Origin of the sequence: Lysobacter sp. 2RAF19, assembly GCF_052115395.1 — a bacterium.
Classification (GTDB): domain Bacteria; phylum Pseudomonadota; class Gammaproteobacteria; order Xanthomonadales; family Xanthomonadaceae; genus Noviluteimonas.
The window spans coordinates 101,479-122,612 of sequence record NZ_JBFRGO010000002.1; the positions used below are offsets into that span (position 1 = coordinate 101,479).

At 67.7% G+C, this 21,134-nt stretch carries 20 protein-coding genes; 15 read left to right on the forward strand and 5 right to left on the reverse strand.

The window, feature by feature from the left end:
- The first annotated feature begins 85 nt into the window (after positions 1–85).
- Positions 86–1,012 carry a hypothetical protein gene (locus tag AB4059_RS07275; protein WP_498978056.1) on the forward strand — a complete coding sequence of 309 codons (927 nt, stop codon included), beginning with the start codon at positions 86–88 and terminating at the stop codon, positions 1,010–1,012.
- Between the two features lie 144 nt (positions 1,013–1,156).
- On the forward strand, positions 1,157–1,891 hold the full coding sequence (locus tag AB4059_RS07280; RefSeq protein WP_498978058.1) for a DUF3800 domain-containing protein: 735 nt from the start codon (positions 1,157–1,159) through the stop codon (positions 1,889–1,891).
- A gap of 142 nt (positions 1,892–2,033) precedes the next feature.
- Here the strand turns inward: AB4059_RS07280 and rho are convergent, their stop codons facing one another.
- The gene (rho, locus tag AB4059_RS07285) at positions 2,034–3,725 is read right to left on the reverse strand and encodes a transcription termination factor Rho (protein ID WP_498978060.1); all 1,692 of its coding nucleotides are present in this window, start codon (positions 3,723–3,725) and stop codon (positions 2,034–2,036) included.
- Positions 3,726–3,938: 213 nt separating this feature from the next.
- The gene (gene trxA / locus AB4059_RS07290; RefSeq protein ID WP_498959269.1) at positions 3,939–4,265 is read right to left on the reverse strand and encodes a thioredoxin TrxA; all 327 of its coding nucleotides are present in this window, start codon (positions 4,263–4,265) and stop codon (positions 3,939–3,941) included.
- 204 nt (positions 4,266–4,469) lie between these two features.
- Here trxA and rhlB point away from each other — a divergent pair, with 204 nt between their 5' ends.
- From rhlB to ung, 5 genes are all read left to right on the forward strand, one after another.
- Positions 4,470–6,194, forward strand: a complete 1,725-nt coding sequence (gene rhlB / locus AB4059_RS07295) for an ATP-dependent RNA helicase RhlB (protein ID WP_498978062.1) — start codon at positions 4,470–4,472, stop codon at positions 6,192–6,194.
- 73 nt (positions 6,195–6,267) lie between these two features.
- On the forward strand, positions 6,268–6,957 hold the full coding sequence (gene ftsE / locus AB4059_RS07300) for a cell division ATP-binding protein FtsE (protein ID WP_498978064.1): 690 nt from the start codon (positions 6,268–6,270) through the stop codon (positions 6,955–6,957).
- A 16-nt stretch (positions 6,958–6,973) separates the two neighbouring features.
- A complete protein-coding gene (gene ftsX, locus AB4059_RS07305) occupies positions 6,974–7,945 on the forward strand; it encodes a permease-like cell division protein FtsX (protein WP_498979030.1) in 972 nt (323 codons plus the stop codon).
- The gene (locus tag AB4059_RS07310) at positions 7,942–8,793 is read left to right on the forward strand and encodes a response regulator (RefSeq protein WP_498978066.1); all 852 of its coding nucleotides are present in this window, start codon (positions 7,942–7,944) and stop codon (positions 8,791–8,793) included. Before ftsX ends, AB4059_RS07310 begins: the two co-directional genes overlap by 4 nt.
- Entirely contained in the window at positions 8,790–9,494 is a 705-nt protein-coding gene (gene ung, locus AB4059_RS07315) for a uracil-DNA glycosylase (protein WP_498978068.1), read from the forward strand. Before AB4059_RS07310 ends, ung begins: the two co-directional genes overlap by 4 nt.
- Here the strand turns inward: ung and folE are convergent.
- Positions 9,491–10,105 carry a GTP cyclohydrolase I gene (gene folE, locus AB4059_RS07320; protein ID WP_498978070.1) on the reverse strand — a complete coding sequence of 205 codons (615 nt, stop codon included), beginning with the start codon at positions 10,103–10,105 and terminating at the stop codon, positions 9,491–9,493. The genes ung and folE overlap by 4 nt on opposite strands.
- 114 nt (positions 10,106–10,219) lie before the next feature.
- On the opposite strand from folE, the gene AB4059_RS07325 reads away from it, so the two are divergent.
- From AB4059_RS07325 to AB4059_RS07345, 5 genes are read left to right on the forward strand one after another with little or no spacing between them, the layout of a single operon-like run.
- Positions 10,220–11,728, forward strand: coding sequence for an FAD-dependent oxidoreductase (locus AB4059_RS07325; protein WP_498978072.1), 1,509 nt, complete (start codon positions 10,220–10,222; stop codon positions 11,726–11,728).
- Positions 11,729–11,759: 31 nt separating this feature from the next.
- Entirely contained in the window at positions 11,760–12,809 is a 1,050-nt protein-coding gene (locus AB4059_RS07330) for a two-component system sensor histidine kinase NtrB (RefSeq protein ID WP_498978074.1), read from the forward strand.
- Complete coding sequence (ntrC, locus tag AB4059_RS07335; RefSeq protein ID WP_498978076.1) at positions 12,799–14,214, forward strand: nitrogen regulation protein NR(I); 1,416 nt, start codon at positions 12,799–12,801, stop codon at positions 14,212–14,214. Before AB4059_RS07330 ends, ntrC begins: the two co-directional genes overlap by 11 nt.
- 16 nt (positions 14,215–14,230) lie before the next feature.
- The gene (locus AB4059_RS07340) at positions 14,231–14,782 is read left to right on the forward strand and encodes a superoxide dismutase family protein (RefSeq protein ID WP_498978078.1); all 552 of its coding nucleotides are present in this window, start codon (positions 14,231–14,233) and stop codon (positions 14,780–14,782) included.
- Positions 14,779–15,276 carry a GNAT family N-acetyltransferase gene (locus AB4059_RS07345; RefSeq protein ID WP_498978080.1) on the forward strand — a complete coding sequence of 166 codons (498 nt, stop codon included), beginning with the start codon at positions 14,779–14,781 and terminating at the stop codon, positions 15,274–15,276. The genes AB4059_RS07340 and AB4059_RS07345 overlap by 4 nt, the downstream gene beginning before the upstream one ends.
- Positions 15,277–15,280: 4 nt before the next feature.
- Here AB4059_RS07345 and AB4059_RS07350 read toward each other — a convergent pair whose 3' ends face one another.
- Complete coding sequence (locus AB4059_RS07350; protein ID WP_498978082.1) at positions 15,281–16,168, reverse strand: hypothetical protein; 888 nt, start codon at positions 16,166–16,168, stop codon at positions 15,281–15,283.
- Positions 16,169–16,274: 106 nt separating this feature from the next.
- Between AB4059_RS07350 and AB4059_RS07355 the strand changes: the two genes are divergently transcribed.
- On the forward strand, positions 16,275–17,552 hold the full coding sequence (locus AB4059_RS07355) for an acetyl-CoA C-acetyltransferase (protein WP_498978084.1): 1,278 nt from the start codon (positions 16,275–16,277) through the stop codon (positions 17,550–17,552).
- A 9-nt stretch (positions 17,553–17,561) separates the two neighbouring features.
- Here AB4059_RS07355 and AB4059_RS07360 read toward each other — a convergent pair whose 3' ends face one another.
- Positions 17,562–18,836, reverse strand: a complete 1,275-nt coding sequence (locus tag AB4059_RS07360; protein WP_498978086.1) for a TCR/Tet family MFS transporter — start codon at positions 18,834–18,836, stop codon at positions 17,562–17,564.
- Between the two features lie 154 nt (positions 18,837–18,990).
- On the opposite strand from AB4059_RS07360, the gene AB4059_RS07365 reads away from it, so the two are divergent.
- Complete coding sequence (locus AB4059_RS07365; protein WP_498978088.1) at positions 18,991–20,694, forward strand: toll/interleukin-1 receptor domain-containing protein; 1,704 nt, start codon at positions 18,991–18,993, stop codon at positions 20,692–20,694.
- Positions 20,691–21,119 (forward strand): hypothetical protein, encoded by a 429-nt coding sequence (locus AB4059_RS07370; RefSeq protein WP_498978090.1) that lies wholly within the window; start codon positions 20,691–20,693, stop codon positions 21,117–21,119. The genes AB4059_RS07365 and AB4059_RS07370 overlap by 4 nt, the downstream gene beginning before the upstream one ends.
- Positions 21,120–21,134 lie beyond the last annotated feature (15 nt).

The following is a 21,134-nucleotide window of genomic DNA, read 5'->3' on the forward strand; positions in this document are numbered from 1 at the left end:
CCTCCTCGGGCGATTATGTAGGATGCGCCCACAGTCGGCATGACGGCCGCTGCACGGGATCCCACCGCGAATCGGAAGCACGGCCATGCAACGGACTGCCCTCATCGCTTCGATCGCCTGCGTGCTCGCCCTGCCCGCGAGCGCCGGCACCTCCACGCCGACACCGCAGATCGAAGACGTCGTGACGATGCGCGTGGATGGAACGATCGCGGTCGACGAGGCCGGCAAGGTCATCGGGCACACGGTCGAGACGCAACTGGATCCGAAGCTGCGCGGACTCATCGACAGCGCGGTCGCGCAGTGGCGGTTCGCGCCGCCCACGGTCGCTGGGAAGCCGGCGCGCGTGAAGAGCGCGATGCGCGTGACCCTCGCCGGTCGCAAGGTCGACGAGGGAACCAGCGTCACGATCGACAACGTCTACTTTTTCGACGGCGACAAGTCGCACGCGCCTTCCCACCTCGAAGCCCAGGCGTCGGCCGTGGCGGAGGCCGCCCAAGACAATCGCGTCACCATGAAGATCGAAGAAATGGTGCACCCGATCGCCTATCCGCGCGACTACCACGTCAATGGAGTGATCACGCTGGCGATCCGCGCCAATCCGGACGGCACCGTCGCCGCCGTGTTTCCCACGCAATGCAGCCTGTATTTCGCGGGCGGCCCGCGGCTGCTGCTGGCACGCGCGTGCAAGCGCATGTCCGAAGTTGCGGCGAATACGGTGAAGACCTGGAAAGTGGGCGTGCAGCTCAATGGCGATCCGCCGACGCCGGGAAACCTCACCGGCACGCTTGCGATCGAGTACAAGGTGGACAACGACGCCAGGCGCGTCGACGCCACCGGCGAACCCGGCCGCTGGCGCGCGGAGGCACGCACCGCGTACACCCGGGCGCCATGGCTGGAAGCAGATCGCTTCGCGCAGCGCGTCGGCACGTCGGATATCAGCGGCGCGGAGCTGGTGCCGGAGCAGTCGCCGCTGCAGCGGATCGAGGACGACGCGGCGCCGCGCGCGCTCTGAAAGCGAAGATCGGATTCGCCTCGCGACCAGCCGCCAATCCGACGCGCGCCGATCGATTTCCGCGCTTGACGAAGACCACGCGCGTTCCGGAGCCGCGCGGGTTGCCGGAAACTGCGCCGACGATCGAGATCGCGAGCACCATGCATGCTCCTGGATGCGTTCAGCGGCCACATCGCATACGTGGACGAGAGTGGAGATCACGGGCTGGTGCCGCTCGACGCGCAGTACCCGATCTTCGTCCTGGCGCTGTGCGTTTGTTCGAAGTCGGCTTATTTGCGGCAGTTGGTCCCCGCGATCAAGTCCCTCAAGTTCCGGCAGTTCGGGCATGACATGGTGGTGTTGCATGAGCATGCCATCCGAAAAAAGCTCTGGCCATTCTCTTTCAACGACGTCGGTCGGCGCCTGAGGTTCGTCGAAGACCTCACGACGGTCATCGCCGACGGGGAGTTCTGCATCATCGCGTCGGCGATCGACAAGGCACGATGGGCTTGGCAGGCCACCACCGGCAATCCCTATCACCTGGCGTTGGGGCTTTGCCTGGAGGCCCTTTACGAATTGATGCTGGAAAGACACGAAGCCGACCTGGTCACGCACGTCGTCGTCGAATGCCGTGGCCCAAGGGAGGATCGAGAGCTGGCAACGGCCTTCGAAGCGATATGCGCCGGCGCCAATCGATGGGGCAAGGCGCTGCCGTTTGCGCTCGTCTTCGCACACAAGCAGTCGAATTCGACGGGGCTGCAGTTGGCAGATCTCGTCGCGCGTCCGATCGGGTTGTCGGTGCTTCGTCCTGGACGGGAGAACCGCGCCTTCGATGTCCTCAGGCACAAGCTCCGTCGACTGATTGTTTTCCCGGCCCCGGAAAACAAAAGGCCCCGGTGAGCGCACCGAGGCCAATCGCCGACCGGGTTACCCCCAATCCGGAATCGATTTTCCATCGTGATGCCCAGCGACGCAAGGCGCCATCCAAACGAAAACGCCCTGCATTGCAGGGCGTTCCGTCTTTCCTGTCGGTTGCCGCGCCTCAGCGCTTCATCGACCCGAAGAACTCGTCGTTGGACTTGGTGTTCTTCATCTTGTCGAGCAGGAATTCCATCGCGGCGATCTCGTCCATCGGGTGGAGGAGCTTGCGCAGGATCCAGATCTTCTGGAGCATTTCCGGATCGATGAGCAGGTCTTCGCGGCGCGTGCCCGAGCGGTTGATGTCGATCGCGGGATAAACGCGCTTTTCGGTGATGCGGCGGCTCAGGAGCACTTCGGAGTTGCCGGTGCCCTTGAACTCTTCGTAGATCACCTCGTCCATCTTGCTGCCCGTTTCGACCAGCGCGGTGGCGATGATCGTCAGCGAACCGCCTTCCTCGACGTTGCGCGCGGCGCCGAAGAAACGCTTCGGGCGGTGCAGCGCGTTGGCGTCGACGCCGCCGGTGAGTACCTTGCCGGAGCTCGGGACGACGTTGTTGTAGGCGCGGGCCAGGCGGGTGATGGAGTCGAGCAGGATGACGACATCCTTCTTGTGCTCGACCAGGCGCTTGGCGCGCTCGATCACCATTTCGGCGACCTGCACGTGGCGGGCGGCGGGTTCGTCGAAGGTCGACGAAATCACCTCGCCGCGCACGGTGCGCTGCATTTCGGTCACTTCTTCCGGGCGCTCGTCGATGAGCAGCACGATCAGGTGCACGTCCGGGTGGTTGGTCGTGATGGCCGTGGCGACCTGCTGCAGCATCATCGTCTTGCCCGCCTTGGGCGGCGAGACGATCAGGGCGCGCTGGCCCTTACCCTGCGGCGCCATCAGGTCGAGGATGCGGCCCGAGATGTCCTCGGTGCTGCCGTTGCCGCGCTCCAGCGTGAAGCGGCGGCGCGGGAACAGCGGGGTGAGGTTCTCGAACAGGACCTTATTCTTCGAGGCTTCCAGCGGCTCGCCGTTGATCGTGTCGACCACCGACAGCGCGAAGTAGCGCTCGCCGTCCTTCGGGAAGCGGATGCGGCCGGACAGGTGATCGCCCGTGCGCAGGTTGAAGCGGCGGATCTGGCTCGGGGAGATGTAGGTATCGTCCGGGCCGGCGAGGTAACTGGCCTCGGCCGCGCGGAGGAAACCGAACCCGTCGGGCAGGATTTCGAGCACGCCGTCGGCGGCGACGCCTTCACCATGGCGGGTCAGCACCTTGAGCAGGGCGAAGATCACGTCCTGCTTGCGGGCGCGGGCCACGCCTTCGGAGATGTTCAGCTGCTCGGCGATCTCCAGCAACTTCGGCGCGGGCATGCGCTTGAGGTCGCTGAGGGAGTACTGCGGGAAGCCTTCGGGCACGCTCGGCGGCGGCTGGCGCTGCTGCTGTTGCTGGAAGTTCTGCTCACCGCCGCCGTTGTCCTGCGGCATGCCATCGTCGCGGTAGCGCTCGCGCTGGCGGTCGCGGCGGTTGCGGAATCGGTCGCGGCGGTTGTTGTTGTTGAAGCGTTGCTGGTCGCCGCCCTGTCCGTCCTGGCCACCGTCCTGGCCGCCGGCGTCGCCCTGCGATTGCGGGGCTTGCTGCTGCTGCGGAGGCTGCGATTGCTGCTGCTGCGGCGGCTGCGGTGCGGGTGCCGGCGGGGGCGGCGGAGGCGCGGCCTGTGCGGGCGGCGGGGGCGGAGTGGCTACGGCGGTGTCGCCCGCGGCAGTGGCGCGCGGTTTGCGCACGCGCTTCGCGGCGACGTCGCCGGAGTCGGTGGTGTTGTCGGACAAGCTGGGATCCTCGCTAAGCGGCGAGCGCTCGCGGTGCGCGAGCGGGGTTCTGGAAAGAGGGTTTCAGTAGGGTGCGGCGCACGCATCGCGGCGCCGGGTGAGTCGAAAGCTAGCACTGCCCCGGCGCGGCGGCAAGCCTGCCGACGTCACCGAGGAGTGTGGTTCATACAAAGTCGCGGCGGTGCGAAGGCGCGCCGCGCGCAGGAAAGGGCTTCAGAGCGCCTTGTCGAGCATCTGCGCGAGCTGGGCCTTGCCCACCGCGCCGATCTGGGTGGCCTGGACCTGGCCGTCCTTGAACAGGAGCAGCGTGGGGATCGAGCGCACGTGGTACTTCATCGCCGTGTTGCGATTGGCGTCGATGTCGACCTTCACGATCTTGGCGCGGCCGGCATAACCAGCGGCCAGCTCGTCCAGGGCGGGGGCGATCATCTTGCACGGGCCGCACCAGGTCGCCCAGAAATCCACCAGCACCGGCCCGGATGCGTTGAGCACCTGGTTGTCGAAATCGGAATCGGTGGCGTGGATGACGGAGTCGTTCATTGCGTCCTCGGGGTCGTTCTGCGGCGGTCTGGGCCGCGCGTGAAATAAAGGAACCCACGGGCTTCCGCGGGCTGCTGCTAGACTTGGGCGCTAACCGCGGCGGCTTCAAGCCCCGCCCGCACCCGGATTCAGCGCCCCGGCAGTCTGCTTCGCAGCCGCCCCCCGGCGCAAGGGCGACCCGGCGCCACCCACCATACCGAGCGCATGAGCGACAAGCCCCTAACCGATATCGCCTTTTCCGAATTCGACCTCCATCCCGCGCTGCTGGCCGGGCTCGAGGCCGCCGGGTTCAACCGTTGCACGCCCATCCAGGCGCTGACGCTGCCGATCGCCCTGGCCGGGCGGGACGTCGCCGGCCAGGCCCAGACCGGCACGGGCAAGACCCTCGCCTTCCTGATCACGACGCTGAACCGCCTGCTCACCCGCCCCGCGCTGGCCGACCGCAAGCCGGAAGACCCGCGCGCGCTGATCCTGGCGCCGACCCGCGAGCTCGCGATCCAGATCCACAAGGACGCGGTGAAGTTCGGCAGCGACCTGGGCCTGAAGTTCGCCCTGGTCTACGGCGGCGTGGACTACGACAAGCAGCGCCAGCTGCTCCAGGCCGGCGCCGACGTGATCATCGCCACGCCGGGCCGCCTGATCGACTACGTCAAGCAGCACAAGGTGGTGTCGCTGCACGCCTGCGAAATGTGCGTGCTCGACGAAGCCGACCGCATGTTCGACCTGGGCTTCATCAAGGACATCCGCTTCCTGCTGCGCCGCATGCCCGAGCGCACGACGCGGCAGACGCTGCTGTTCTCGGCCACCCTCTCGCACCGCGTGCTGGAGCTGGCGTACGAACACATGAACGAGCCCGAGAAGCTCGTCGTCGAAACCGAGACGGTGACCGCCGCGCGCGTCCGCCAGAAGATCTATTACCCGGCCGACGAAGAGAAGATCCCGCTCCTGCTCGGCCTGCTGTCGCGCAGCGAAGGCGCGCGCACGATGGTCTTCGTCAACACCAAGGCCTTCGTCGAACGCGTGGCCCGCTCGCTGGAGAAGGCCGGCTACCGCGTCGGCGTGCTCTCCGGCGACGTGCCGCAGAAGAAGCGCGAGTCGCTGCTGAAGAAGTTCCAGGCCGGCCAGCTGGAGATCCTCGTGGCGACCGACGTCGCCGCGCGCGGCCTGCACATCGACGGCGTCTCGCACGTCTACAACTACGACCTGCCCTTCGATGCCGAGGACTACGTCCATCGCATCGGCCGCACCGCGCGCCTGGGCGCCGAGGGCGACGCGATCAGCTTCGCCTGCGAGCGTTACGGCATGTCGCTGCCCGACATCGAGGCCTACATCGACCAGAAGATCCCGGGCGAGCACGTGACCCCTGACATGCTGGTGGCGGTGCCGCGCGCGCCGCGCCCGGTGGTCGAAGGCGATGCGTCGGGCGAAGACGACAGCATCCATACGATTTTCCGCGAAGCCCGCGAGCAGAAGGCCGCCGACGAACAACGTCGCGGCGGTGGCCGCGGCAAGCCGGGCGGCGGTTCGCGTGCCGGTGGTTCGCGCTCGGGCGGTCGTTCCGAGGGCGGCAGCGGCGAACGTCGCGAACGCACCCCGCGTCCGCCGCGCAAGCGCGAAGGCGACGTGGCGGCGGCCGATGCCGCACCGAAGGTGGAAGCGGCGCCCAAGCCCGTCGTCGCGCAGGCATCCAAGCCGCACGGCAACGGCGAGGCCACGCAGGCCGAAGGCGAGCGCGCACCGCGCAAGCGCCGTCGCCGTCGTGGCGGCCGTCGCATCGAAGGCGCCGACACGCTGCAGGCCAAGCCCGCACCCGTCGCCTCCACGGGCGCCGGCGCCGACGCCCCGTCCGATGCCCGTCCCTCGCTGCTGGCACGCATCGGCAAGGGTTTGAAGTCGCTGGTCACGCGCGCGCCGCGTTCGCAACACTGACGTCGGCAGGCGGGGTTCGCACAACGGTGCACCCCGCCTTCGCTGGCGTGGCGAATCGCGCCATACTCCGCCCATGTCGGTCCTGCGCTTCGACAACGTCAGCAAGCAATACCCCGGCGGCCACGTTGCACTGACGGATGTCAGTTTCACGGTCGCGCCGGGCGAAATGCTGTTCGTCACCGGCCACTCCGGCGCGGGCAAGAGCACGCTGCTCAAGTTGATCCAACTCGCCGAGCGCCCCTCGCGCGGCGCGGTGCTCTTCGACGAGAAGAACCTGGCGAAGGTGCGCGGCGGCAAGATCGCGCTGCATCGCCGCTCGGTCGGCGTGGTTTACCAGAACCATCAGTTGCTCATGGATCGCACGGTCGGCGAGAACGTGTCGCTGCCGCTGATCCTGCGCGGCATGAAGCGCGGCGAGATCGGCAAGCGCGTGCGTTCGATGCTCGATCGCCTGGGCCTGGCCCCGCGCGAGAAGGCCCTGCCCTCGCAGTTGTCGGCCGGCGAACAGCAACGCGTCGGCATCGCGCGCGCGCTGGTCGCCGAACCGATGCTGCTGGTCGCCGACGAACCCACGGGCAACCTGGACCCCACGCTGTCGGCGGAAATCCTCGCCTTGTTCGCCGCCCTGCCCGAACGCGGCACGAGCGTGCTCGTCGCCAGCCACGACCTCGGCCTGATCAAGCGCATGCGCAAGCGCGTGCTCGTGCTCGACCAGGGCAAGCTGGCCGACGACATCGCGCCGGAGGAACTCGCCGATGCCTGAGCAACAGGTCGGCGCGATGCCTGCGCCGAATGGCCGTGCCGCGAACACCCGGGATCGCCGCGTGCATTCCAGCGGCCTCGGCGCGTGGGTCGACCATCATCTTTACAGCTTCATCGCCAGCCTCGGCCGGGTGTTCCGCAAGCCGTGGGCCACGCTGTTGACCATCGGCGTGATGGCGGTGGCGCTCGCCTTGCCGCTCGGGCTGTGGATCGTGCTTGCGAATGTCGAACGTTTCGCCGGGCAAGTGCAAAGCTCGCGCCAGGTCGCGGTGTATCTGAAAGAGGGCACCGACGCGACGCGCGCGAATGCCATCGCCGGGCAGCTGCGCAAGCGCGCGGATGTCGCATCGGTCGATGTGCGCTCGCCCGACCAGGGCTTGCAGACCTTGCGCGAACGCGACGGCCTGGGCGAGGCGGTCGACGCGCTCGCCGCCACCGGCGATGCGAATCCGTTGCCGTGGCTGCTGCTCATCGCGCCGCGCGGCAATGAATCGGTGCTGGCCGAATCGCTCCGGACGATGCCCGAGGCCGATCTCGTGCAGCACGACGCGAAGTGGCGCACGCGCCTGGACAACTGGCTGCGTTTCGGCGGCCGCGTCGCGCTCGTGCTCGCGGGGCTGCTCGGGCTGGGCGCATTGCTCGTGGTCGGCAACACGGTGCGGCTGGACATCCAGTCGCGTCGCGAGGAAATCGGCGTGCTGCAGTTGCTGGGCGCCACCGACGGTTTCATTCGCCGGCCTTTCCTCTATCTGGGCGTGTGGTACGGCCTGGGCGCCGGCGCGCTCGCGCTCGCCTTGCTCACCGGCGCGTGGATGGCGTTGCAACAGCCGCTCGCGCAACTGGCGGGCAGTTACGGCAGCGGGTTCACCTTGCGGGGCGTGGATGCCGTGCAGGCCGCGATCGTCCTGGGCGGCGCGACCTTGCTGGGCTGGGTCGGCGCCGGCATCGTGACAGGCCACTTCCTCCGCCAGACGCGGCCGACGCGATGAGCAAGGCGCCCGCCGACCTGCGGCACCTGATCAGCGACGCGCCGCGCGTCATGGTCGTCGACGGCTCGAAACTCGTGCGCAAGTTGATCGGCGACGTGTTGATGAAGGAACTGCCGAACGTCGAAGTCATCGGCTGCGCGGGGCTGGAAGAAGCGAAGGCCGCACTCGAAACCGGCCCGTTCCACCTGGTCACCACCGCGCTCATCCTCGCCGACGGCGACGGCCTCACGGTCGCCAAGGCAGTGCGCACCGCGTCGGGCCAGGCCTACGTGCCGGTGATCGTCGTGTCCGGTGAAGCGCAGGCGCGCCTGGAAAGCCGCAGCCTGAGCGAAGACGTCACCGATTATTTCGACAAGGGCCTCGGCCACACGGCACTGGCCGCGTTCATCCGCGGCTACGTGCAACCCGAGCCGGTCGCAGGTGCGCGCGTGTTGTATGTCGAAGACAGCCGCGTCGTCGCGATGGCCACCAAGCGCATGCTCGAACGCCAGGGCCTCAGTGTCGTGCACACGATCAGCGCGGAAGACGCGTTGAAGTACCTGGAAGCCAATCGCGACGGCGACGAAGCACCGGGCGCCGACCTCGTGCTCAGCGACGTGTATCTCAAGGGCGAGCTCAGCGGCCGCGACCTGCTCGCGCGCATCCGCAACGACTTCGGCTACAACAAGCGCCAGTTGCCGGTGTTGGTGATGACCGGCGACGAGAACAAAGACAACCAGTCCGGCCTGTTGCGCGAAGGCGCGAACGACCTGGTGCTCAAGCCCATCGAAGAACGCCTGCTCGTGACCAAGACGCTGTTCCAGCTGCGCGTGGCGAAGCTGCCGGAGCAGCGCAGCATCGACGCATGAGCGAGGCTGCGGCCACGGGCGAGGGCGACCGCATTCGCCTGGATCCGAGTTGGAAGGCGCGCCTGGCCGATTACCTCGCGCGCGAAGACATGCAAACGCTGCGCGCTTTCCTCCGCGAACGCATGCAGAAGGGCGCACGCGTCTTTCCGCCCGCGCCGCAGATGTTCGCGGCGCTGGATGCCACGCCTTTCGACAAGGTCAAGGTCGTCATCCTCGGCCAGGATCCGTATCACGGCTTCGGCCAGGCGCACGGGCTGTGCTTCTCGGTGCAACACGGCACCGCGACGCCGCCATCGCTGGTGAACATCTTCAAGGAACTGCAACGCGACCTCGGCCTCCCGACGCCGGCGCACGGTTGCCTGGATCACTGGGCCGAGCAAGGCGTGCTGCTGTTGAACGCCGTGCTGACGGTAGAAGAAGGCCGCGCCGGCGCACACCAGGGCAAGGGGTGGGAAGGCTTCACCGACCACATCGTCGAGACGCTGAACCGCGAACGCGAGCACTTGGTCTTCATGCTCTGGGGCGCTTACGCGCAGGCGAAGGGCAAGATGATCGACACATCGAAACATCGCGTGTTGAAAGCGCCCCACCCTTCACCGCTGAGCGCGCATCGCGGCTTCATCGGCTGCGGGCATTTTTCGAAGGCGAACGAATATCTGGTTCGCCACGGGATGACGCCGATCGATTGGCGCTTGCCCTAAGCCAACGACGCCAGCAACTCGCTGCGCCAAGGTTCGCGTTCGAAATCCCCCAGCAACCGCTTGGTCACCATGCCCACGCCGTGCATCGCGATGCCGCGCGAGCCGATGCATTCGTGCGAGGCCTTGATCACCACCGCCACGCCGCGTGGTTGCAGCACGCGGTCGAGCGTGTCGGCGATCTCGCACGTCAGGCGCTCCTGGATTTGCAGGCGGCGCGCGTAGGCATCGACCAGGCGCGCGAGTTTCGAGATGCCGACCACGCGTTCGCCCGGCAGGTAGGCGACGTGCGCGACGCCGCGGATCGCCGCCATGTGGTGTTCGCACATCGAACGCACGGGGATGTCGCGCAGCAGCACGATGTCGTCGTAGCCGGCGCTTTCGAAATCGCGCGCGAGCAATGCGTCGGGGTCGATGGCGTATCCGCCGAACCATTCTTCGTAGGCGCGCGCGACGCGGGCCGGGGTGTCGACCAGACCTGCGCGCGCGGGGGAATCGCCGGCCCAGCGGATCAGGGTGCGGATCGCGGCTTCGGCTTCGTGGCGCGAGGGGCGCGCGTCGTCGGGGGCGGACGCGGATTGCGGGTCGATCAGCTGCAGGCGAGCATCGAGCATCGGGTTTCTCCGGGGTTTTTCATCGGATGCGCGGGTGTGCGCGAGGTTCCCGGGAACGTCGCTCGCGCTGGTGCGTCCATCGGAGGAAGATCGCGCAACGCGGAGGATCCACCCATGTCGCATACCGATGAGTTGCCACCGGGCCCTGATTTCGCGCAAGGCGTGCCGCTCGCGAGCGTGCCTGCCGAGGGCGTGCTGGGCGGACGCGTCGGCAAGAACGCGGTGCTGATCGCGCGCCTGGACGATGGGCTGCATGCGGTCGGCGGGACCTGCTCGCATTACAGCGGCCCACTCGCCGAAGGCCTGCGGGTCGGCGAGGAGATCCGCTGCCCGTTGCACCACGCGTGCTTCAGCTTGCGCGATGGCTTCGCGCGCAAGGCGCCGGCCTTCGGTCGCGTGCCGACATGGCGCGTGGACATCGAAGGCGACACGGTCTTCGTGCGTGAGCAGACGCACGGGAAACACGCCACGCCGCAGCCGCGCACGCCGCGCGAGCGCATCGTCATCATCGGCGGTGGCGCTGCAGGCTTCGCAGCCGCCGAACGCTTGCGGGATCTCGGGCACGCCGGGTCGCTGACGATGCTCAGCGCGGATGCGGATGGGCCGTACGACCGCCCCAACCTGTCGAAGGACTACCTCGTCGGCAACATGCCCGAGGAGTGGATTCCGTTGTCGTCTCAGGCGCATTACGCCAGGCGCAAGATCGACCTGCGCGTCGGCAGCAAGGTCGTGTCCATCGATCCGAAGGCGCGCGACGTCGTGCTGCGCGAAGGCGATCGCATCGCTTACGACGCGCTGTTGATCGCGACCGGCGCGGCGCCGCGGCCCTTGCGCCTGCCGGGCTTCGACCGCCCGAATGTCTTTGCGCTGCGCTCGCTCACCGACGCGCGCGCGATCATCGCGGCCTGCGGCGATGCGCGCGCTGTCGCGTTCGTCGGCGCCGGCTTCATCGGCATGGAAGCGGCGGGCGCGTTGCGGACGCGCGGACTCGACGTGCATGTCGTCGCACCGGATGCGGTGCCGATGGAACGCGCACTCGGCCCAGAACTCGGCGCGTGGATCCAATCGCTGCACGCGGACAAGGGCGTGCAATTCCATCTGCGCGAGAAGCCTGCGAGCTTCGATGGGACCGCATTGCTATGCGAAAGCGGATTGCGCGTCGCGTGCGATGTGTTGATCGTCGGCGTCGGCGTCGCGCCCCGCACCTCGCTCGCCGAAGAAGCAGGACTTGCGGTCGACGATGGCATCGTCGTCGACGCCCACCTGCAAACCTCCCTGCCCGATCACTACGCCGCGGGCGATGTCGCGCGCTTCCCGATCGGCGACCAGCACGCACGCGTCGAGCATTGGGTGCACGCGCAGCGCATGGGGCAACGCGCGGCCGCGAACATCCTCGGCGAAGACCGCGCCTTCGATGACGTGCCCTTCTTCTGGACACATCACCAGGGCGTCGAAGTGCGCTACTGCGGTTACGCGGGCAAATGGGATCGCGTGGAGATCGATGGCGCGTTGGCGGCGCAGGATTTCACCGCGCGGTACTTCCGCGGCGGGGCGCTGGTGGCCGCGGCGTCCGTGGGCCGCGATCGCGAGAATCTGGAAATCGAGGCTTCATTACAGCGTTGAGCCCCGCGGGCTTTAGCACTACATTGGTGCAATGCTGGCCGCCCCTCCCGACCTCGATGCGCTTGCAACGCCAGTCGCCTGGACCGGCGCCGACGGCCGGATCGCAGGCGCGAACGCGGCCTGCGCGCGGTGGCTCGGGGTTAGCGCGAAGCGCCTGGCGGGGGTCCCTCTGGCCGCGCTGGAGTTCGAAGGCGATGCGTTCGTTCGCGCCATTTCGGGGCAAGGCGAGGGCGCGCGCCTGCGCCGGATCCCGCTCGCCTTCCCCGGCACCGAGGTGCCGCGCTTCGCCGATGTCACCCTGACCGCGCGCGAGGGCGGGGGCTGGTGGATCGAGGCGCATCCGGTCGACGAGTTTCCCGGCGACGATCCCGCGCAGCTTTTGCCCAGCGCCTTGTCCGCCGCGCTGAAGGGGCTCGCGCACGAACTGCGCAATCCCCTCGCCGGTTTGAAGGGCGCCGCGCAATTGTTGTCGCGTCGCGTGGCGAACGACGACACGGGCCGCGAGCTGGTTTCGCTGATCGAATCGGAAGTCGACCGCCTGACTGGCCTGCTCGATCGCCTGCTGTCCCCTGCGCCGCCGCGGCCGTTCGAACCGGTGAACATCCACGCGGTGCTCGAACGCGTGCTGCGCCTGGCCGAAAGCGATGCAGGCTGGGCGCTGCGCCTGGTGCGCGACTACGACCCATCGTTGCCCGATGTGCTCGGGGATGGCGATCGCCTCACGCAAGCCGTGTGGAATCTCGTGCGCAATGCGATCGACGCCGGCGCGGCCAACATCACCCTGCGCACGCGCGCCGAACACGGCGTGCGCATCGGCGACGTGCCGCATCCGCTCGCGATGCGCCTGGAAATCGTCGACGACGGGCGTGGCGTGCCGGAAGAACTCGCCGAGCGCATTTTCCTGCCGCTGGTGAGCGGGCACGCGGCCGGCAGTGGCCTGGGGCTCGCGCTCGCGCAGCAAGTCGCGCGCGAACATCGCGGTTCGCTCGCCTATCGCTCGCGACCGGGGCACACGGTGTTCACCCTGTTGTTGCCTTTGTGGCTGGAAGACGAAGCGGAGGAGGGCGGTCATGTCGACTGAGGCACACAACGCCGCGCGCGTGTGGATCGTCGACGACGATCGCGCCGTGCGCTTCGTCCTGGCCACGGCCTTGCGCGAGGCCGGCCATGCAGTCGACGGATTCGAAAACGCGCGCGATGCGCTCGATGCGCTGCGTTCGCGTGGCGCACCCGACCTGTTGTTCACCGACGTCCGCATGCCGGGCGAAGACGGGCTTGCACTGCTCGAGAAGTTGAAGACCGCCGCACCGCAATTGCCGGTCATCGTGATGAGCGCCTATACCGACATCGCCAGCACCGCGGGCGCCTTCCGCGGCGGCGCATACGAATTCCTGTCCAAGCCTTTCGACCTGGACGCGGCGGTGGAAATCGCGGCCCGCGCACTGCCGGCGGCGAACGTGCATGCGACGGCGCTCGCGCCCACGAGCGCGCCCAACCAGGAACTCATCGGCGACACGCCCGCGATGCGCGCGTTGTTCCGCAGCATCGGTCGCCTGGCGCAAGCGCCGTTGTCGGTGCTGATCACGGGCGAGACGGGCACGGGCAAGGAGCTCGTCGCGCGCGCGTTGCATCGCGAATCGCCGCGCGCGCATCGGCCTTTCGTTGCACTGAACACCGCTGCGATTCCGTCCGAACTGCTCGAGAGCGAACTGTTCGGCCATGAAGCCGGCGCCTTCACCGGCGCGCAGAAGCGTCATGTCGGGCGTTTCGAACAAGCCGACGGCGGCACGCTGTTCCTCGATGAAATCGGCGACATGCCGCTGCCGTTGCAGACGCGCCTGTTGCGCGTGCTCGCCGAAGGGGAGTTCTTCCGCGTGGGCGGTCGCGAATTGATCCGCGTCGACGTGCGCGTGATCGCCGCCACGCACCAGCAACTCGAACGTCTCGTCGCCGAAGGCAAGTTCCGCGCGGACCTGTTGCATCGCCTGGATGTGGTGCGCCTGCATCTGCCGCCCTTGCGCGATCGCCGCGAAGACGTACCGGCACTCGCCGAACGTTTCCTCGCCGCGGCCGCGCGCAAACTCGGCGCACCGGCCAAGCGCTTCGCGAAGCCGGCGCTCGACCGCCTGCGCAAATACGATTGGCCCGGCAACGTGCGCGAACTCGAGAATGTGTGCTGGCGCCTGGCGGCGCTCGCGCCCGGCGACACGATCGGTACGGCAGAGCTCGACATGGCCTTCGCACACGCGGTGCCGGAGACGGCGCACGACGAGGATTGGGAAGCAGCGCTCGCGCGCTGGGCACGCGAACGGCTGACATCGGGCGCGGCCGATCTGCACGCCGATGCGCGCGAACGTTTCGAGCGCATCCTGTTCGACGCCGCGCTCGAACATACCCACGGCCATCGCGGCGAGGCCGCCCAACGGCTTGGACTCGGACGTAACACGCTCACCCGCAAGCTCGGCCCCGGCCGCAAGCGGCACTGACCAAGGAGGACTTCGTATGCGCCACGCCATCGCCATCGTCGCCACGCTCACGCTCGCCGCCTGCGCGAGCGCGCCGAAACCCGCGCCGACGCCGCCGCCTTCCCTCAGTACGGCGAAGGAAGGCCGCGCCAATCTCGCCCCGGCCTCGGGCAGCCTCGTCAGCGGCCGCGTCACCCTCGTGCCCATGGGCGACGGCGTGCATCTCACCGGCACGGTCGGCGGGTTCCTGCCCAACAGCGTCCACGCGATCCACGTGCACGAGAAGGGCGATTGCACCGCGGCCGACGCAAGCTCGGCGGGCGGGCATTTCAATCCCGCGGGCCAACCGCATGGCCGCGCCAATACGCCGACGCACCACGCGGGCGACATGGACAACATCGCGGCCAATGCACAGGGCCAGGTGAATCTCGACATCCATTTGGCGGGCGTGACGCTCGGCGGTGGCGCGGCGAACGACATCGCCGATCGTGCGCTGGTCGTGCATGCGGCGGCGGACGATTACACCTCGCAACCGGCGGGCAACGCCGGCGCGCGCGTCGCGTGCGCGGTCATCAAGATCGTGCAATGACGCACGCCTTCCGGATTCGTCCCGCGCATGCGGCGGACGCCGAGCTGATCGCCGAGTGGAATGCGGCGATGGCGATGGAGACCGAAGGCAAGAAGCTCGATGCGGCGACGGTGCGCGCCGGCGTCGCCGCGGGCATCGCCGATCCGCGCAAGTCGCGGTACTTCGTCGCGATGGAAGATGCGACGTTCGCCGGTGCGGAAACCATCGGCGTTCCCGTCGGCACCCTGATGCTCACCACCGAGTGGAGCGACTGGCGCAACGGCGACTGGTGGTGGATCCAGAGCGTCTACGTGCCGACGCAACACCGCCGCAAAGGCGTGTTTTCGGCGCTGTATCGCCATGTGGAGACCCTGGCGAAGCAGACGCAGGGCGTCGTCGGGTTGCGCCTGTTCGTCGAGCGCGACAACGCCAATGCCCAGCGCACCTACGAAGCGCTGGGCATGGTGGACGAAGGCTACCGGTTGTATTTCGCGCGCACCGACGGCGGCGCGTAAGACCTCAGAGTTCTTCGTGCGCGTCGTGTTGCGCATCGCAATACACGAACGTCACCGGGATGCCGTGCGCTTGCAGGACCGCCGCGAACTGGCGCTGCCGCGCCTGGAAGAATTCGAACGCGCGCTCGAGCTTGTCGCATTGGCCTTCGGTCGCATGCGCTTCTTCCGGCGCGTAACGTTCGCGCCAGGCTTGCGGCGTGAACATCGCGATGCGCGCTTCGCGCTGCGTGTAGTGCACGACGGGCTCGGGCCCGTTGTCGAGCCATTCTTCCGCATCGGGCGCGAGCAGCGCGGCTTCGAGGATCGGCCACAGCGGTGCAAGACCCGCGTGTTCGTATTGCATCGCCATCATCGCGGCGAGGTCGTGCAGCGTGAGGTAGCGCGCATGTTCGACCTTCAGGCCGAAGGCCTCCTGTGCGAGCAACGCGGTCGCAGCGCCGGCCATGCCGCGCTCCATCAGGTCGCGTTCGAACAGATCGCCGACGCGCGTGGCGATATCCGCATCGCCTCCGAGGACGAAAGGCACCAGGCGCAGCGGGCCGCCGGCGTATTCGTCCTGCGGCGTCAGCGCGCCGGGCAGGGCGTCGGCGTGCGCACCGAAGGCGATCACGCGGCCGGCGGCGTCGCCGGGCGCGCGCGCGGCGAGCTGGTCGAGTTCGCGATGCAGGGGCCAACCGGGCCGCAGCAACTCGACCACGTCGTAGTGCGCACCCACGGTCACCAATTGCAGGGCATCGGCCCCGTCGGCGAAGCCCGACAGATCCTGCGCCATCTTCTGCGCGAGCGCGCCGGCATCGGCCTGGGCCAGCGCGCTGCGCTGCGCATCCGAGCCGGGCGCGAGTTCCAGCGCGAGGGCGCCGAGCAATTGGAGGTCGGGCGTTGCGTTGTTCATCTGTCGGCCGGGAACGTGGATTGGCCCCGCTGGTGGCGGGGTTTACACTGCAACGCATTATGCCCGGGCGGTTCTCGCGGCGGGCTGTGATCGACGAGGTCATCCGATGCTGCACGGCCGTCCCGTCGCCATCCTCGGCGGCGTCCGCATCCCCTTCTGCAAGCAGAACACGGCGTATGCCGATGTGGGCAACCTCGGCATGTCCGTGCGAACGCTCGGCGCCCTGGTCGAGAAGTTCGGCCTTCACGGACAGCAACTGGGTGAAGTCGCGCTCGGCGCGGTCATCAAGCATTCCAGCGACTGGAACCTCGGCCGCGAAGCGGCGCTGTCCTCGGGCCTCTCGCCGCTGACGCCCGGCATCACGCTGCAGCGCGCGTGCGGGACCTCGCTCGACACCATCGTGCACATCGCCAACAAGATTTCCACGGGCCAGATCGAAGTGGGCATCGGCGGCGGTTCGGATACGACCTCCGACGTGCCGATCGTCTACGGCCAGCGGCTGCGTCGCCGCCTGCTCGCCGCCGCGATGGCGAAGACGCCGAAGGAAAAGCTGGCCGCCTTCAGGGGCTTCCACTTCCGCGAGCTCAAACCCGATTTCCCCGGTGTCGCCGAACCGCGCACGGGCAAGTCGATGGGCGAGCACACCGAAGACATGGCCAAGCAGTGGAACATCTCGCGCGACTCGCAGGACGAGCTCGCGGTGGCTTCGCACCACAAGCTCGCCGCGGCCTACGAACGCGGGTTCTTTGACGACCTGGTCGTGAGTTTCCGCGGCGTGTCGCGCGACAACATCCTGCGCGCCGATACATCGATCGAAAAGCTGGCCACGCTCAAGCCCGCCTTCGACAAGACCTCCGGCCGCGGCACGCTGACCGCCGGTAATTCGACGCCGCTCACCGACGGCGCCGCCGCGTGCCTGGTCGCCAGCGACGAATGGGCCGCCGCACACAACCTCGAAGTGCTGTGCCACCTGCGCGACGCGCACGTGGCCGCGGTCGACTTCGTGCACGGCGAAGGCCTGCTGATGGCGCCGACCATCGCGGTGCCGGAGATGCTCAAGCGCAATGGCCTGACGCTGCAGGACTTCGACTTCTACGAAATCCACGAAGCCTTCGCCGCGCAGGTGCTGTGCACCTTGCGGGCGTGGGAGAGCGAAGAGTATTGCCGCACGCGCCTGGGCCTGGAAGCGCCGATGGGGCGCATCGACCCGGCGAAGATCAATCCGAACGGGTCGTCGCTTGCCGCGGGGCATCCGTTCGCGGCCACCGGCGCACGCATCGTGGCCACCGCCGCGAAGGAATTGAAGGAGCGCGGCGGCGGGCGGTGCCTGGTGTCGATCTGCACCGCCGGTGGCATGGGCGTCGTCGCGATCCTCGAACGCTGATCACGCGCGTCAGGTCGCCGCTTCGGGATTGACGTCATCGCGCGCAGTGCGCGGCGCCGCGTGCGTCTTCGCATAGCGCCACGCCACCAACCCCGCGCACGCGAGCAACACACCGGCCAGCAGGAAGGGCGCGCCCGGCAACTTCGCCGGCGCATGCGGCCCGATGAACCACGCGAACACCGAGGTGTAGATCACCGGCGCGACGATGCCCGCCAGGCTCGCCAGGCTCGTCAACGCACCCTGCACGCGCCCCTGCACTTCGGGCCCGACTTCGCGCGTCACCATCGCCTGCGTGGAAGGCATTGCCAGCGCCCACAACGACATGATCGGCAAGCCCATCAGGAACACCGCACCGGTCGGCGCGAAGCCATAGATGGAGAAGCCGACCACGCCGCACGACAGGCCGAGCAACAACGCGCGCCGCTCGCCGATCGCACCGACGACTTTCTTCACCAGCACCGCATTGACGATCACGCTCAGCACGCCGACGGCGCCGAGCACCCAACCCACGTCGCCCGAGCCCCAGCCGTACGCGAAGTCGGCGAAGAGCACGAACACGCTCGGATACACGTAGTGCGCGAAGTTGATGAGGAACACCACCATCGCAAGGCCCCAGATCCCGCGATATTGCCGCAGCAGCTTGAGCGAGCCGACGGGATTGGCGTGCGACCAGTCGATGCGCTTGGTGCGCCGCTCGACCGGCAGCGATTCGGGCAACACGAACAGGCCGTAGACGAAGTTCAACAGCGCCAGGCCCGCGGCGAACCAGAAGGGCAGGCGCACATTCACTTCGCCCAGGTGTCCGCCGATCGCCGGACCGATGATGAAACCCAGGCCGAAGGCCGCGCCGATCATGCCGTAGGCCTGCGCGCGCTTCGACGGTTCGGTGACGTCGGCGATGTACGCATTCGCGGTGGTGAAGCTTGCCGAGAACATCGCCGAGACCACGCGACCCACGAGCAACCACGGCAGCGTCTGCGCGACGGCCATGAAGATGAAATCCACGCCGAGCCCGAGGCACGAGAGCAGGATCACCGGCCGCCGGCCGAAGCGATCCGACATCGCGCCCTGCACGGGCGCGGAGACGAACTGGATCGCGGCGAACAGGAAACCGAACACGCCGACCCAGTACGCCGCATGCACGGTGTCGCCGCCGACGAAGTCCATCAACAGGTGCGGCAGCACCGGAATGATGAGGCCGAAGGCGAGGATGTCGATCAGGACGGTGACGAAGATGAAAGCGAGCGCGGCCTTGCGCGCGCCGGGAGCGTCGGTTGCGGTCACTGGGGGGTTCGCTGGCGGAACGACGACGTGCAGTCTAGCCCGACATGCCCCTGCCTGATCAGTGACCGTTTGTCGCATGGGTGTCCGGGATTCACGGGGCGGGGCGTTCCCACAACGTCCCCCAATGCGCCCCGCTTTTCGGGGCCCGGTATTCGTGCGCTACCGCGCGTTCCTCAGCTACAGCCACAACGACGCCCATTGGGCGCGTTGGCTGCTGCGTCGCCTGGAGTCGTATCGCGTGCCCGGCCGGTTGGTGGGAACGCACGGTCGAGCAGGTGCGATTCCGGCGAAATTGGGCGCGGTGTTCCGCGATCGCGACGAGTTGCCGACCGCGGGCGATCTCAGCAGTACGATCCGCGAAGCTCTGTCCGAATCCGATGCGCTGGTGGTGATCTGCTCGCCGGCGGCGGCGCGATCGCAGTGGGTGGATGCGGAAGTACGCGCATTCATGGCGCAGGAGCGGAGCGACCGCATCTTCTGTTTCATCGTCGAGGGCGATCCGGCCGTCGACAACTGTTTCCCGCCCGCCACGATCGAGGAAGGGCGCATCCCACTGGCGGCCGATGCGCGGCCCGAGGGCGATGGCAAGGATCGCGCGTTCCTCAAGCTCGTCGCGGGCATCCTGGGCGTGGGTTACGACGCGCTGGTGCAGCGCGAGGCGCAGCGGCGCAACCGTCGTTTGGCCTTCGTCACCGCCGCCGCGTTGGCCGGGATGGCGATCACTTCGGGACTGGCCATCACCGCGCACGTCGCGCGCAACGATGCACAGCGGCGGCAGGCGCAGGCCGAAGACCTGCTCGGCTTCATGCTCGGCGACCTGCGCAAGAAACTCACCACCGTCGGCCGCCTGGACCTGATGCGCACCGTCGACGACAAGGCGACGACCTACTTCGCCGAACTCGATCCGCGCGACCTCAACGATCGCGCACTCGAAGAACAGGCGCGTTCGCTCACCGGCATCGGCCAGGTGCGGCTGACGGAGGGCAACCACGTCGAAGCGATGCGCGCCTTCCGCCAGGCCTATGCGCGCACGACGGCGCTCGCCGCGCGCGACACGTCCAACGGCCAGCGCCTGTTCGACCGCGCGCAAGCCGAATACTGGATCGGCAACGTCGCCTACGTGCAGGGCAACCTCGACGAAGCGCAACGCTGGCTCACGCGTTATCGCGACAGTGCGCTGCAGTTGTCGGCGATGGATCGCAACAACTTCGCCTGGCAGAAGGAAGCCGCCTACGGCTACCACAACCTCGCCGTGCTGCTGGAGGAACGCAAGCAACACGAAGCGGCCGAGCACGCGATGAAACGCGAACTCGAGTTGTTCCGCGGCTGGGTAAAGCAGCGCCCGAACGACACGCAGACGCGTTCGGAGGAAGGGATCGTCGTGTCGTGGCTGGGCACGAATGCGGAGCAGCAGAAGCGCTACGACGAGGCCGAGACCTGGTACGCCAACCTCTTGTCGAACAGCGAAACCTTGCGCAAGCAGGAACCCGACAACGCCGCATGGCGGAAGGATTGGGTGGACGCGCAGTTGCTGCTGGCGCAGGTCCGTTTCAAGCGCGGCGATTTCGCCGGCGCACGCATGGCGACGGAAGCCGCCAATCGCGAATCCGACGCGCTGGTGAAACACGACCCGGCCAATCGCGTGTGGCTCAGCCAACAAGGCATCGGGCGTTACTGGCGCGCGCAACTGGTCGGCGTGACGCAGCCGCGCGACGCGATGCCGATCGCTTCGGAAGCCGAGCGCATGTTCGCGGCGATCGTCGCCGTCGAACCGAAGAACGAGCGCGTCGTCACCTGGCTGGACAAGACGCGCACCCTGCAGTCCCAACTCTCCAAACCGACGGTGGCAGTGCGATGAACGACAGACAGGAAGCAAGACTGGAAGTGATGCGTGGCGATCCGCCCGACGGCGACTGGCGTGCGACGACGGCGATCCACAAAGACGCGAAGGAACCCTATTCCTATCGCTTCGATGGCGGCAAGAAGGGCCGCGGGCACCTCAACGCCCAGGTGGGCGACGGGAAGCAGCTGTACTCGGTGAAGTTGAAGCAAACCGACCGCTCCCAATCCAAATCCAAATACGACATCCACAGCGTCACCTTCTCCGGCGACGACAACGCGCAGTTGAAATGGGTGAAAAAGGATAGCAGCGACAACCACGCGACCATCTCCAACGAGAACGAATACGCCATGCAGGCGTATTACCTCGTCGTGGTGCAACGCGACGACGGATTCCTGATCGATTGCGACCCGATGATTTCCAACGACCCCCGCCACGTTTGACCCCCACCCGACGGA

Coding starts and splice junctions, on each gene's coding strand:
- AB4059_RS07275 (WP_498978056.1), top strand. CDS start 86: ATGCAACGGACTGCCCTCATCGCTTCGATCGCCTGCGTGCTCGCCCTG.
- AB4059_RS07280 (WP_498978058.1), top strand. CDS start 1,157: ATGCTCCTGGATGCGTTCAGCGGCCACATCGCATACGTGGACGAGAGT.
- trxA (WP_498959269.1), bottom strand. CDS start 4,265: ATGAACGACTCCGTCATCCACGCCACCGATTCCGATTTCGACAACCAG.
- AB4059_RS07340 (WP_498978078.1), top strand. CDS start 14,231: ATGCGCCACGCCATCGCCATCGTCGCCACGCTCACGCTCGCCGCCTGC.
- AB4059_RS07370 (WP_498978090.1), top strand. CDS start 20,691: ATGAACGACAGACAGGAAGCAAGACTGGAAGTGATGCGTGGCGATCCG.
- ung (WP_498978068.1), top strand. CDS start 8,790: ATGAGCGAGGCTGCGGCCACGGGCGAGGGCGACCGCATTCGCCTGGAT.
- AB4059_RS07330 (WP_498978074.1), top strand. CDS start 11,760: ATGCTGGCCGCCCCTCCCGACCTCGATGCGCTTGCAACGCCAGTCGCC.
- rhlB (WP_498978062.1), top strand. CDS start 4,470: ATGAGCGACAAGCCCCTAACCGATATCGCCTTTTCCGAATTCGACCTC.
- AB4059_RS07350 (WP_498978082.1), bottom strand. CDS start 16,168: ATGAACAACGCAACGCCCGACCTCCAATTGCTCGGCGCCCTCGCGCTG.
- AB4059_RS07310 (WP_498978066.1), top strand. CDS start 7,942: ATGAGCAAGGCGCCCGCCGACCTGCGGCACCTGATCAGCGACGCGCCG.
- AB4059_RS07355 (WP_498978084.1), top strand. CDS start 16,275: ATGCTGCACGGCCGTCCCGTCGCCATCCTCGGCGGCGTCCGCATCCCC.
- ftsX (WP_498979030.1), top strand. CDS start 6,974: ATGCCTGCGCCGAATGGCCGTGCCGCGAACACCCGGGATCGCCGCGTG.
- AB4059_RS07325 (WP_498978072.1), top strand. CDS start 10,220: ATGTCGCATACCGATGAGTTGCCACCGGGCCCTGATTTCGCGCAAGGC.
- ftsE (WP_498978064.1), top strand. CDS start 6,268: ATGTCGGTCCTGCGCTTCGACAACGTCAGCAAGCAATACCCCGGCGGC.
- ntrC (WP_498978076.1), top strand. CDS start 12,799: ATGTCGACTGAGGCACACAACGCCGCGCGCGTGTGGATCGTCGACGAC.
- folE (WP_498978070.1), bottom strand. CDS start 10,105: ATGCTCGATGCTCGCCTGCAGCTGATCGACCCGCAATCCGCGTCCGCC.
- AB4059_RS07345 (WP_498978080.1), top strand. CDS start 14,779: ATGACGCACGCCTTCCGGATTCGTCCCGCGCATGCGGCGGACGCCGAG.